General features: G+C 65.7%; 10 protein-coding genes. 5 read left to right on the top strand and 5 right to left on the bottom strand.

All coding sequences use genetic code 11. The annotated features are described in order from the left end of the window. Positions 1 to 184: 184 nt before the first annotated feature. Both gyrA and ACMZ91_RS16730 read left to right on the top strand, forming a co-directional pair. The gene (gene gyrA / locus ACMZ91_RS16735; RefSeq protein ID WP_049400193.1) at positions 185 to 2,899 is read left to right on the top strand and encodes a DNA gyrase subunit A; all 2,715 of its coding nucleotides are present in this window, start codon (positions 185 to 187) and stop codon (positions 2,897 to 2,899) included. A gap of 131 nt (positions 2,900 to 3,030) precedes the next feature. Continuing rightward, a complete protein-coding gene (locus ACMZ91_RS16730) occupies positions 3,031 to 5,559 on the top strand; it encodes a membrane-bound PQQ-dependent dehydrogenase, glucose/quinate/shikimate family (RefSeq protein WP_414578150.1) in 2,529 nt (842 codons plus the stop codon). Positions 5,560 to 5,603: 44 nt separating this feature from the next. Here ACMZ91_RS16730 and ACMZ91_RS16725 read toward each other — a convergent pair whose 3' ends face one another. Next, a complete protein-coding gene (locus ACMZ91_RS16725) occupies positions 5,604 to 6,593 on the bottom strand; it encodes a zinc-dependent alcohol dehydrogenase family protein (protein ID WP_180845292.1) in 990 nt (329 codons plus the stop codon). Positions 6,594 to 6,712: 119 nt separating this feature from the next. On the opposite strand from ACMZ91_RS16725, the gene ACMZ91_RS16720 reads away from it, so the two are divergent. From ACMZ91_RS16720 to ACMZ91_RS16710, 3 genes are all read left to right on the top strand, one after another. After that, complete coding sequence (locus ACMZ91_RS16720) at positions 6,713 to 7,618, top strand: LysR family transcriptional regulator (RefSeq protein WP_049400186.1); 906 nt, start codon at positions 6,713 to 6,715, stop codon at positions 7,616 to 7,618. A gap of 219 nt (positions 7,619 to 7,837) precedes the next feature. Then, entirely contained in the window at positions 7,838 to 9,268 is a 1,431-nt protein-coding gene (locus ACMZ91_RS16715; protein WP_414578152.1) for a serine hydrolase domain-containing protein, read from the top strand. 62 nt (positions 9,269 to 9,330) lie between these two features. After that, on the top strand, positions 9,331 to 9,555 hold the full coding sequence (locus ACMZ91_RS16710; RefSeq protein ID WP_125892069.1) for a hypothetical protein: 225 nt from the start codon (positions 9,331 to 9,333) through the stop codon (positions 9,553 to 9,555). A 12-nt stretch (positions 9,556 to 9,567) separates the two neighbouring features. Here ACMZ91_RS16710 and ACMZ91_RS16705 read toward each other — a convergent pair whose 3' ends face one another. The 4 genes from ACMZ91_RS16705 to ACMZ91_RS16690 all read right to left on the bottom strand — a co-directional run bounded on the left by ACMZ91_RS16705 (position 9,568) and on the right by ACMZ91_RS16690 (position 12,725). Then, the gene (locus ACMZ91_RS16705; protein WP_049400180.1) at positions 9,568 to 9,960 is read right to left on the bottom strand and encodes a DUF3037 domain-containing protein; all 393 of its coding nucleotides are present in this window, start codon (positions 9,958 to 9,960) and stop codon (positions 9,568 to 9,570) included. Then, positions 9,938 to 10,714, bottom strand: coding sequence for a HipA family kinase (locus ACMZ91_RS16700; RefSeq protein ID WP_049422090.1), 777 nt, complete (start codon positions 10,712 to 10,714; stop codon positions 9,938 to 9,940). Before ACMZ91_RS16700 ends, ACMZ91_RS16705 begins: the two co-directional genes overlap by 23 nt. Positions 10,715 to 10,784: 70 nt before the next feature. Beyond that, positions 10,785 to 12,206, bottom strand: coding sequence for an XVIPCD domain-containing protein (locus tag ACMZ91_RS16695; RefSeq protein WP_414578155.1), 1,422 nt, complete (start codon positions 12,204 to 12,206; stop codon positions 10,785 to 10,787). A 12-nt stretch (positions 12,207 to 12,218) separates the two neighbouring features. Then, positions 12,219 to 12,725 carry a hypothetical protein gene (locus ACMZ91_RS16690; RefSeq protein ID WP_223224724.1) on the bottom strand — a complete coding sequence of 169 codons (507 nt, stop codon included), beginning with the start codon at positions 12,723 to 12,725 and terminating at the stop codon, positions 12,219 to 12,221. Positions 12,726 to 12,842 lie beyond the last annotated feature (117 nt).

Below are 12,842 nucleotides of genomic sequence, written 5' to 3'. Positions count from 1 at the left end.
GTTGTGGGGGGCGGTGGGCCCGCCACCCCCCTAAGTTCCTGATTTGTGCCGGTAAAATCCCCGTAAATGGAGGCAGGGAACGGCCTGTTGTGGTAGTATCCACAGGTTGAATCGAGGTTCCGGCACGACCCCCTCCCGCAGAGGGCTGCGCCGGACTGGACCGCTACCAGACAACGGAACCCGAATGGCAGAAAACGCCAAGGAAATCATCCAGGTCAACCTGGAAGACGAGATGCGCAAGAGCTACCTCGATTACGCCATGAGCGTGATCGTGGGCCGCGCGCTCCCGGATGCGCGCGATGGCCTCAAGCCGGTGCATCGCCGCGTGCTGTTCGCGATGAACGAACTCAACGCGCACAGCAACAAGCCCTACTTCAAGTCGGCGCGTATCGTCGGTGACGTCATCGGTAAGTACCACCCGCATGGCGATCAGTCGGTGTACGACACGCTGGTGCGCCTGGCACAGCCGTTCTCGCTGCGTTACATGCTGGTCGATGGCCAGGGTAACTTCGGCTCGATCGATGGCGACTCCGCCGCGGCGATGCGATACACCGAAGCGCGCATGTCGCGCCTCGCGCATGAGCTGATGGCGGACATCGACAAGGAAACCGTCGATTTCCAGCCCAACTACGACGAGAAGGAACTGGAGCCGACGGTCATGCCGACCCGGTTCCCGAACCTGCTGGTCAACGGTTCGGCCGGTATCGCGGTGGGCATGGCCACCAACATCCCGCCGCACAACCTGAGCGAATCGATCAACGCCTGCATCGCGCTGATTGATAATCCGGAAATCGATGTCGACGGCCTGATGGAGTACATCCCGGGCCCGGATTTCCCGACTGCCGGCATCATCAATGGCACTGCCGGCATCGTCGCCGGCTATCGCACCGGCCGCGGCCGTGTGCGCATCCGTGCCAAGGCCGATATCGAAGTGGCCGACAACGGCCGCGAATCGATCATCGTCACCGAAATTCCTTACCAGGTGAACAAGGCGCGTCTGATCGAGAAGATCGCCGAGCTGGTCAAGGAAAAGAAGATCGAAGGCATCAGCGAGCTGCGCGATGAGTCCGACAAGGACGGCATGCGCATCTACATCGAGATCAAGCGCGGTGAATCTGCCGAGGTTGTGCTGAACAACCTGTACCAGCAGACCCAGATGGAATCGGTGTTCGGCATCAACATGGTGGCGCTGGTCGATGGCCGCCCGCAGTTGATGAACCTCAAGCAGATGCTGGAGGCGTTCGTCCGCCACCGTCGCGAAGTGGTCACCCGTCGCACCGTGTTCGAGCTGCGCAAGGCGCGCGCCCGTGCCCACGTGCTGGAAGGCCTGACCGTTGCGCTGGCCAACATCGACGAGATGATCGAGCTGATCAAGACCTCGCCGAACCCGAATGAAGCACGCGAGCGCATGCTGGCGCGCGTGTGGGAGCCGGGCCTGGTCGGTGCGATGCTGGGTGCCGCCGGTGCCGAAGCCTCGCGTCCGGAAGACCTGCCCAAGGGCGTGGGCCTGATCGAGGGCGGCTACCAGCTGACCGAGATCCAGGCCACCCAGATCCTGGAAATGCGCCTGCACCGCCTGACCGGGCTGGAGCAGGACCGCCTGACCGACGAGTACAAGCAGCTGCTGGAAGTGATCGCCGGGCTGATCCACATCCTGGAAGATCCCGACCGCCTGCTGCAGGTGATCCGCGAGGAGCTGGTCAACGTCAAGGCCGAGTTCGGCGACGAGCGTCGTACCGAAATCCGCCACAGCGAAGAAGACCTGGACATCCTCGACCTGATCGCGCCGGAAGACGTGGTGGTCACCGTGTCGCATGCCGGTTACGTGAAGCGGCAGCCGGTGAGCGTGTACCGCGCACAGCGCCGTGGCGGCCGTGGCCGCAGTGCGGCAGCGACCAAGGAAGAGGATTTCATCGAACAGCTGTGGCTGGTCAACACGCACGATACGCTGCTGACCTTCACCAGCTCGGGCAAGGTGTTCTGGCTGCCGGTCTACCAGCTGCCCGAAGCCGGTTCGAATGCCCGCGGCCGTCCGATCATCAACTGGATCCCGCTGGAGCCGGGCGAACGCGTGCAGGCCGTGCTGCCGGTGCGCGAATACGCCGATGGCCAGTTCGTGTTCTTCGCCACCAAGAACGGTACGGTCAAGAAGACCCCGCTGGGCGAGTTCGCCTTCCGTCTGGCGCGCGGCAAGATCGCAATCAATCTGGACGAGGGCGATGCCCTGGTCGGCGTCGGCCTGACCGACGGCGAGCGCGACATCCTGCTGTTCGCCTCCAACGGCAAGACCGTGCGCTTCGGTGAAGACAAGGTCCGCTCGATGGGCCGTACCGCAACCGGCGTGCGTGGCATCAAGATGCCGGCCGGCGAGGAAGTGGTCAGCCTGATCGTGGCCGAGAGTGCCGGTGGCAGCGAGGACGAGAACGAGGACGACAACGGTGTCGAGGAAACCGCAGCCAATGGCGATGCGGTGATCGACGGCGCCGATGACGCCAGCGTGCAGTACATCCTCACCGCCACCGAGAACGGCTACGGCAAGCGCACCCCGCTGCCGGACTACCCGCGCAAGGGCCGTGGCACGCAGGGCGTGATCGGCATCCAGACCACCGAGCGCAACGGCAAGCTGGTCGCCGCAGTGCTGATGGGCTCCAGCGACGAAGTGCTGCTGATCTCCGATGGTGGCACCCTGGTGCGTACGCGTGGCTCGGAAATCAGCCGCGTTGGCCGCAACACCCAGGGCGTGACCCTGATCCGCCTGTCCAAGGACGAGAAGCTGCAGGCGGTGGAGCGCATGGATGCCTCGATCGACGAAGACGAGGACGAGGTGGCCGTCGCCGCACCGGCCGCGACCGACGGCGCACCGGCTGCTGCCAGCAGCGAGGACGCCGCGCAGGAGTGATCCTGCCGCGAGCCTGAGGTACCCGACTACGCCGGCCCTGTGCCGGCGTCGTCGTATCCGGATGCCGCACATACGCGCGCGCTTCACGCAGGCGGTGGGATAACGGCGCATGCTGCCCCCGGAGATCGACGATGTCCGCCACGCCGCAGTCCGCTCCTGCCCCTGTTCGCGCCTCCCGGCACCCCCTTGTCACCGTGCTGTCGCTGCTGCTGGTCGTGCTCGGCCTGGTCATCGGCGGGCTCGGTGCGTGGCTGCTCAGCCTTGGCGGCTCGGCGTACTACGCCATCGCCGGGCTCGGCCTGCTGGCCAGCGGCATCCTGTTGTTCGGCAACCGCCGCAGCGGTGCATTGCTGTACGCGCTGGTGTTCATCGGCACGCTGCTGTGGACCTGGTGGGAGTCAGGCAGCGACTACTGGCGCTGGGTGCCCCGGCTGGGCCTGGTGACCGCACTCGGCATCGTGCTGGCCTTGCTGGCGCCCACCCTGCACGAGCCGGTCTCCAAACGCCTGTCGCGCAGCGCGGCGGGTGTGCTGATGCTGGTGTTCGTGGCCGCCTTCGGCCTGGCCTTTGCGCCGCATGGTGAAGTGGATGGGCATCAGCCGTTCCCGGAAGGCGCGGTCAGCGCCGGACTGGAACCTACGCGTGATACCACGGGCCTGCAGCCGGCTGACCAGCCCGCCGAGGGCGACTGGCCGGCGTGGGGCCGCAGCAACGCCGCCACCCGCTATTCGCCGCTGCAGCAGATCACCCCGGCCAATGTGGCCACGTTGCAGCCAGCCTGGCAGTTCCGTACCGGCGATATGCCCAAGAATCGCTGGGGCGCGGAAACCACGCCGCTGAAGATCGGCGATCGCCTTTACCTGTGCACCGCGCGCAACCGCCTGATCGCACTCGATGCCGCCAGCGGCAAGGAACTGTGGCGGTTCGACCCCAAGGTGAAGGACACCTCGATTCCGTACACCGCCGCCTGCCGTGGGGTGAGCTACTACGAGCAGCCCCGCACGCCGACCATTGCCGATGCGGCATTGGCCGATGTCGCCGCCGATCTGGCGCTGCCGGAGCCGCCGCCCAGCGTCACCCGCAGTGCTGCACCGGGCAGCCGTCCGGCGTGCTGGGCACGCATCATCGAAGGCACGCTGGACGGCCGCATCATCGCGGTGGACGCCGACAGCGGCCGCCCCTGCGCCAACTTCGGCAACAACGGCCAGGTCGACATCACCCTGGGCATGGGTGAGGTGCCACCGGGTTACGTGTCGATCACCTCGCCACCGGCGATCGTGCGCGGGGTGATCGTGACCGGTCACCAGGTGCTGGACGGGCAGCGCCGCGATGCGCCGTCGGGTGTGATCCAGGCCTACGATGCCATCACCGGCAAGCTGCGCTGGGCGTGGGACATGGACCAGCCCGAGCGCAGCGGTCTGCCGCCGCGCGAGCAGACCTATACGCGCGGCACGCCCAACATGTGGACCACCGCCACCGGTGATGAGGCGCTGGGCCTGGTCTACCTGCCGCTGGGCAATTCCGCGGGTGACTACTGGAGCGGCTCACGCACGGAAAACCAGAACCGCTATGCGACGTCACTGGTGGCGATCGACGTGGCCACCGGCAAGCCGGTCTGGCATTTCCAGGCGGTGCGCAAGGATGTGTGGGACTACGACCTGGGTTCGCAGGCCAGCCTGATCGATTACCCGACCGCTGCCGGCAAAGTGCCGGCGATCCTGTTGCCGACCAAGCAGGGCGACATCTACATCCTCGACCGCCGCAACGGCCAGTTGCTGAGTGCTGCCGAGGAGCGCAAGGTGCCCATCGGTGGTGTTGAACCCGAGCAGCGCTCGCCCACGCAACTGTTCTCGCTGTACCACACGCTGCGTCGCGAGCATGAGCTGACCGAACGTGACATGTGGGGCATCACCCCGATCGACCAACTGGTCTGCCGCATCCAGTTCCGCAAGGCCTACTACGAAGGGTTCTACACGCCGCCGAGCAGCGAGCGCCATTCCATCGAGTACCCCGGCTACAACGGCGGCTCGGACTGGGGCAGTGTGTCCATCGATACGCGCCGCGGCGTGATCGTGGCCAACTACAACGACATGCCGAACTACAACCGGCTGGTGCCACGCGCGGAGGCCGACCGGCTGGGCTGGCTGCCGCGCGAAAAGATCCGGTTCGACAAGGGCGGAGCAGAGGGCGCGGGTGACCCGCAGGTGGGCACGCCCTACGCCATCCAGGTCAATGCCGGTTGGCGCCTGCCGTTCACCGGTTTGCTGTGCAAGCAGCCGCCCTATGGCGGCATCCGTGCCATCGACCTGCGCACCGGCAAACTGCTGTGGGACCGTCCATTCGGCAGTGCGCGCGGCAACGGACCCTTCGGCATCCGCTCCGGCCTGCCGATCGAGATCGGCACACCGAACAATGGCGGCTCGGTGGTGACCGCCAGCGGCCTGATCTTCATCGCCGCCGCCACCGATGACCTGCTGCGCGCCATCGACCTGAAGACCGGCAAGGAGTTGTGGCATGCCAAGCTGCCCGCGGGAGGTCAGGCCAACCCGATGGTGTACGAGCAGGGCGGGCGCCAGTACGTGGTGATCATGGCCGGCGGCCACCATTTCATGGAAACCCCGAACGGCGATTACGTGATGGCTTTTGCGTTGCCGAGGTAACCGCAACGGGGGGCGGTGATCCACCCCCATTACATGACGCTGGATTACACCGTCACCACCACCTTGCCGATCTGCTCGTTCGATTCCAGGTAACGGTGTGCGTCCTGGATCTGCGCGAACGGGAACACCCTGGCGATCTTCGGCGCCAGCGTGCCCTTGTCCAGGCCATCCACGATGAAGGCCTTGGCACGTGCCAGCGCGGCATCGTCGGAGACGATTTCCGAGTACAGGTAACCCTTCAGCGTCAGTGACTTGCCCAGCACGTTGAACAACGGGAACGGGGTGGGTTCACTGCTCAGCGCGCCGTACTCCAGCAGGATGCCGCCACGCGCCATGGCTTCGGTCAGCGGTACGAACTGCGGACCACCGATCGGATCGAACACCACGCGGGCACCTGCGCCGCCGGTGATGCGCGCCACTTCGGCCACCAGATCCTGTTCCTGGGTGGCGATGACATGGGCGGCACCGGCATCGAGCAGGGCCTGGCGCTTGCCCGGGCCACGGGTCACAGCGATCGGCGTGGCGCCGACTGCATTGGCGATCTGGATGGCGGCCAGGCCGACGCTGCTGCTGGCGGCGGTGATGATGACGAAATCGCCGGCGGCCAGGCGTGCCTGTTCCAACAGCGCGCCCCAGGCGGTGACGTACTGCATCCACACCGCGGCGGCCGTTTCAAAGTCCAGTGCCTGCGGATGCTTGACTACCAGTCGTGCCGGCACGTTGGCCAGTTCGCCGTAGGTGCCCCAGCGCGCGATATCCAGCGGCGGCACCACGCTGACCGCATCGCCCGCGGTGAATCCGCTCACTGCACTGCCGACGGCTTCAACCACGCCGGCCGCTTCGTAGCCCAGGCGGCTGGGGAACTGCGCTTCCTGCAGGTAGGCGCCGTTACGGAACATCACCTCGGCGCGGTTCAGGCCGATCGCCTTCACCCGGATCTGGACTTCGTCAGGGGCGGGGGCGGGAACGTCGATATCGTCGATGCGCAGTACATCGGCAGTGCCATATTCGTGGATGCGGACAACCTGGCTCATGGGGGGCTCCGAGGAAGGGCCGGCGAGGGCGCCGGCGAAAGGGTGAGCGCTACTGTGCGCGTAGTCTGCATCCAGAATAAGGGGTAATCTGGCGTTTCATTGAAAAACAATTGTTTGCAATGGACCTGATCGTTCCCCTGCGGACCTTCGCCAAGGTGGCCGAGGTCGGCTCCTTCGCCGCCGCTGCCGAGGCACTGGACCTGTCGCCGCAGCTGGTCGGCAAGCACATCCAGGCGCTGGAACAGCATCTGGGTGTGCGCCTGCTCAACCGCACCACGCGCAAGCAGAGCCTGACCGACTTCGGCCAGGCCTACCTGGCGCGGGCGCGGGTGATCCTGGAGGAAGTGGAGGGGGCCGAGCAGCTGGCCGAAGTGGCGCGCGGGCGGCCGATGGGGCGCCTGCGCATCAGTGCGCCGGTCACCTTCGGCGTGCATGCGCTGGGCCCCGCGGTGGTGGCCTACTTGCAGCAGTACCCGGACGTGCAGGTCGATCTGAACCTGTCCAACAGTCTGGTGGACATCGTTGAAGACGGCTACGACCTGGTGTTCCGCACTGGCGATCTGGCCGACAGTGGGCTGGTGGCGCGGCGGTTGGGGCCGTATCCGCTGGTCCTGTGTGCCTCGCCGGACTATCTGGCTTCGCGACCGGCCATTGCCCATCCCAATGACCTGAGCCGCCACGAGTGCCTGGGCTTCGCGCATTCGATCATCCGCACCCGCTGGAGCTTTCGCGATACCGATGGCGGCGTGCTGACCGTGCCAGTGTCCAGCCGCTTCATGGTCAACCAGGCCGAGCCGCTGCTGACCGCCGCCATCGGAGGGCTGGGGCTGATCCTGCAACCGCACGAAATGCTGGCCGGAGCATTGGCGCGTGGTGAGTTGGTGGAAGTGCTGCCGGACTACGTACCGGTGTCGACCTGGATCAACCTGGTGTATCCGCGCGATCGCCAGCTGACGCCCAAGCTGCGCAGCTTCCTGGACTTCTGCGTGGCGAGATTCAGCGAACAGACGATGGCAAGGCGATAGCGGGGCCATCGGGTAGCAGGGTTTCCATCAACTGCGAAGGATCACGCATTCACGTTGCATCCGGGGCTGTGCGCATTCCACCACGCAGGCGGAGTGGATGGCGTCGCATCGAAGCATTCAGCGTCACTGTTGAGGTGTTGCAGCAGAGTCCCTGGTGTCGATGCGGCGGCCGCATCCTTGGTCTAGGATGCGTCCAGGAATCCCCGCAAAGGAACTGCCATGAGGGTTGTTGGACGCCTGTTTCTCTGCAGTGCACTGGCCTGTTCGGTTCTACTGGTTACCCCGGTTTTTCCAGCAATCGGCGCTACATCTTCCGAGCGTGCACATCCACGTGCGCAGGACGCCATCGATGACTGGCTGGCGGCCTTCAACGCTGGCAGCCTCGAGCAACTGCAGGCGTTCGCCGATACCTACGCGAAGAAGGAAGGCAGCAGCCCCAAGGACTATCTCGAGTTCCGCGAGAGCACCGGCCCGCTGCGTGTGCTGGAAACACGCCAGAGCGCGCCCGGTCACGCGAAGCTGCTGGTGATGGGCCAGCTGAACGAGCGCGCGATGTGGGTGGCGGCCAGCATGGACCCGGCCAGCCCGGCGCATGTGAAGCAGTTCCAGATCGAAGGCACTGAAACGCCGGACAAGTACAGACCGGAGAGGGTTGCTTTGCCTGCCCTGATGGCCGATGCCACAGCAAGGCTGGAGGCGCTGCGGACCCAGGACGCGCTGTCGGGTGCGTTGCAGGTGGCACGGAACGGCAAGGTGCTGCTGGACTGGCGCGGTGGCAATGCCGATCGCACCGCTGGCATTCCAGTGGGCGTGGATACGCAGTTCCGCCTTGCGTCCTCCAACAAGATGTTCACCGCAGTGGCCATACTGCAGCGGGTGCAGGAGGGCAAACTCAGTCTCGATGACACGATCGGCAAGCACCTGCCGGACTATCCGAACAAGGCCGTTGCCAACAGCGTGACGGTTCGCCAGCTGCTGACCCATACCAGTGGCCTGGGCGATTTCTTCGGGGATGATTTCGACCAGTATTCCGCCTCGCTGAAGACGCTGGATGACTACGTGCAGCGCTTCGCCAAGGATCCGCCGCAGTTCACGCCTGGCAGCCAGGACAGCTACTCCAACTATGGCTTCATCGTGCTTGGGTGCATCATCGAGGCCGTTTCCGGGCAGTCGTACTACGCCTATGTGGAGGAGCACATCCTGCGCCCGGCAGGCATGACCGGCACCGGCTTCGAACCGGAAACAGTGACGGTGCCACAGCGTGCCGTCGCCTATACGAAGCAGGATGGGCAATGGGTGCGTGAAACGAAGTCGCTGCCCTGGCGCGGCATGTCAGCCGGTGGTGGCTACAGCACGGTGAGCGACATGGTGAAGTTCGCCGAGGCGCTGCGCAGCGGAAAGCTGGTCTCACCTGCATTGCTGCAGCAGGCCACCACGGCGCAGAACCACAAGGGCTGGTACGGGTTCGGCTTCGTGGTGCAGGGCGAGGGCAGGGAGCATCAGTACGGCCACGAAGGCGGTGCGCCCGGATCGAACAGTGCCATCGTGGTGCTACCCGCGCAGGGCTATGTGATCGTTGGGCTGGCCAATGTCGATCCGGATGCGATCGGCAATGTGGTCAACTACATCGCGCGAAGAGTGCCGCTGTAGTCCCGAGCGACTATGCCACAGCGATGTTGACGCTGGGGCAGGTGGCGGACCAGAATCGGGCCATGAGCCGACTCCTTCCCGTGGTGTGTCTGGTCGCCAGCATGGTGCTGCTGCTGCGTGGGGTGCACGTGATACTCAAGGGTGTTCCGGCCATGGCCAGCGAAGGTGCCAGTGCTGCGTATGCACAAGGCTACCTGCATGGACAAGCGGCAGCCGGGTGGGTGTTGATTGCCGCTGCAGCAGCCTGTGCGCTCATTGCCTGGCACAGGGCGCGCGCCAGGAAGTGAGAGACGGGCGCGTCAGCGCGGCACCCGCACCATCTTCGTCATCAAGTGTTCCACCACACCCGCCGGATCGGCCGTGCGGCCCACATGCGTGCTCGACATCTGCACCACCGAGCTGCGCTTGGCGGTGAGGAAATGGAAGCGTGCGCGCGCCGGCAGCTGCGCGATCGGCCCGGCGCTGGCATCGCCGCGGCAGATCGCCACGATCGCATCCAGCCATGGCTGCAGCGCCTCCTGGTCCAGCGCTGGCGCGAAGGCGTGCAGGCGTGCCGGATCGATCTCGATGGCCGCTTCCAGATGACGCGCACCGGGACAGGAGACGATCACCCCGACGTTGATGAATTCCTCGCGCTCCACCCGCGGTACCACGCGGATGACGGCGTAGTCATACGTGTGCAGCGTGGGCACGGATGGCCTCCTGCACGAACACCGCACGCACTTTCAGGCGGTGCTTGAGGTAGTTGATATAACCCTGCCGGTAGGCCTGCGGGCTGTCGAACGCCGGTTCGTCCACCAGCCAGCTGTCCGGCACCAGGCCGACGATGCGCTCGATCTCGGCATCGGTCAGGCGCGCGGCCAGCTCGGCATCCACCTCGGCGATGCGGCTGGCGAACGACAGCAGCACGTGGTCGCGGATCAGCACGAAGGGCTTCTCGCAGGCATCGCCGGCGTTGGCCCAGTCGTGATGGAAGTACATCGCCGCGCCGTGATCGATCAGGTACAGCTTTCGATGCCACACCATCAGGTTGGGATTGCGCGTGGTGCGATCGACATTGCTGGTGAACGCATCGAACCAGACGATGCGTGAGGCCAGGTCAGCATCCACGGGCATCGCTGCCGGGTCGTAGTTGATCGCGCCGGGCAGGTAGTCCAGACCCAGGTTCAGACCCTCGCTGGCGCGGATCAGCTCCTGGATCTCCGGGTCGGGCTCGGTGCGGGCGAACTCGCGGTCCAGCTCGACGAACAGGATTTCCGGAATCGGCAGGCCGAGCGTGCGCGCCATCTCGCCGGCGATCAGCTCGGCGATCAGCGCCTTCGGGCCCTGGCCGGCGCCACGGAACTTCAGCACGGCCATGCCGTCGTCGTCGGTCTCGACCACGGCCGGCAGGGAGCCACCTTCCCGCAAGGGGGTGATGTAGCGGAGGGCATGTACGGTGCGCATGCGCGCATTCTAGCGTGGGTGCCGCCAAGGGAGCGCCGGGCGCGTCCCGGCGGCTCCATGTCGTTCCCCGTCAGTGCGTCAGCGCGCCGCGCTGCTGCTCCTGCACGCGGACCTGTTCCTGCGTGGTCTGATCGGCCTGCCGCTGGTTGACCACGGCAAGCGTATCCAGGCTGTCCTGCACGGGGCGTTGTGCGGCCTCGGCAGTGGGTGAGGAGGCGCGCAGCGAGGCCGGATCATCCAGCGGCCCCTTCACCACGAAGATGTTCTGCGCTGCGCCCGCACCCTCGGTCTGGCGGCTGAGCACCACATGGTCGACCCGGTCCAGGCCGTTTTCGCGGGCCAGCACCAGCAGGCTGGCACTCAGGCGCTCGCTGGACGCATCGAAACTGCGTCCGTTGGCAGCATCCAGCTCAGCTACCTTGCCGCGGATCTGCTCGTGCAGCGAACGGTCACGGCCTTCCGCAAGCAGCGTCGGTAAGCCATCGCCCTCCACCGCATGCTGTGTGGTGATCGGCACATGCGTATGCGTGCCCTCAGTGTGGTCGAAGTAACGCAGCGTCGACGGCGAGGTACTGGTATCGAAGTAGGGCTGGCGCGGGGGCGAGCCCTCGCCGAGGTTGAGCCCGTTCTGCTCCAGCAGGCGCTCGTCCAGGCCCAGCTTCTTCATGTTCACTTCCATCCGGCTGACGCCATCGGGCGCTGGATTCGCGGCCTCGAATTCGCTGGCCAGTCCGATCGCCAGGGCGCCGTAGAAATTCTGGTAGTCCGAATTCCCATGATGGCCCAGGCCGGTGCTGACGCCCTGATCGTAATAGTGCCTGGCCATTCCCTCGATGTTGGCTGCGGTGGGGGAGATGGTCAGGTCCGTATTGAGGGTCAGCTCCGGGTGCGGGGCATAGGTGATCGGCGGGCCGGGTCGCGACTGGATGACATCTGTCGAGCGGGTGCTGGCTTCATACAGGTCACGCAGGGTAGCGTCCGGGTTGTTGGCACGTACCTGGCTGACCAGCGCATTCCAGCCTGCGATGTTCGAAGAAGCCTCATCGCGGCGGTTGGCCGCGAGCAGGGTGCCGATGGCCTCGGTGTAATCATGGCTCGTTGTACGGCCCGCGACCTGCTCCACGTCGGCTTCGAACTGCACGTAGGCGCGCTCGACATCAGCGTCGTTGAAGCCGTGCTGGATCTCGTGACCGAGCACAAAGGCAACCTCGGCCGCGTCGAACCTGTCCGGGGCCGACGGGGTCGACAAGCTGCTGGCGGGCAGGTTGATGGATTTCGTGCCGGTCTCGTAGGTGCCACCCGCGTTGCTTGTGGCGGGCAACAGTTCGAAGCGTTCCAGGTAGCCTGCCGCGATGGCGGCGTCCACCTGCTTTGCCAGCACGGGCGAGCCCGCGATGACGCTGCGCAGGTTGTCGACCTGGTCGCTGGTGACGTCGGTCTTGCCGGCGAACTCGCCCAGCAGGCGTTCCGTTTCTGCGGAAAGGATCGTCATTGATGGCTCCCCTTACTGCACGGTGACAAGACGCACGCAGGCATGCGTGGCGTCGCCGAGGGCGTGAGGGTTCTCGGGCATGGTGTCGACCTTGATGCTCAGCTGCGGTCGATCGAAGCGGTCGTAGATCACCCGGCCGTGTTCGCCGCGCACCGTCTCGCGCTTGAAGCCGGCGGCATCCAGTGCGGAAGCGAAGTGGTTGAAGTCGACCTGGCAGATCGCCGCAGCCGAGGCCTTGCGATCGCTGCTGGTGTCCATGAAGTTCAGGTCCAGCCGCGCGTCGGCAGTGCCGGCCCGCTGCACTTCCAGTCCATAGCCCCATTCCGGTGTCAGCGTGCCGCCATAGCCGAAGTGGCCGGGGCCGAAGACCTGCGCCGGCGCCTGCATTGCCGCGGATAGGCGCTCGGCAGTGAGCTCACGGGTGGAGGTCGTGACCTTGATCAGGTCCAGCAGGCGCAGCAGCAACTGCTCGGCATTGAGCGGGGAGGGCGAGGTGGTCTCGGATACGGCGGGGGCCATGGTGTCGGTTCCTTGAGAAGTCGGCGTGCGGTCGGCGGCATGTGCGCAGGCGCAGAGCGTGGCCGCTGAAAGTGCGAGCGTCCACGGTCGTATGAATGCGTACCGGGGCATGTGCGT

The organism is Stenotrophomonas sp. FR024 (genome assembly GCF_047500745.2).
Classification (GTDB): domain Bacteria; phylum Pseudomonadota; class Gammaproteobacteria; order Xanthomonadales; family Xanthomonadaceae; genus Stenotrophomonas; species Stenotrophomonas maltophilia_A.
This window is presented reverse-complemented; position numbering and strand designations above follow the sequence as displayed.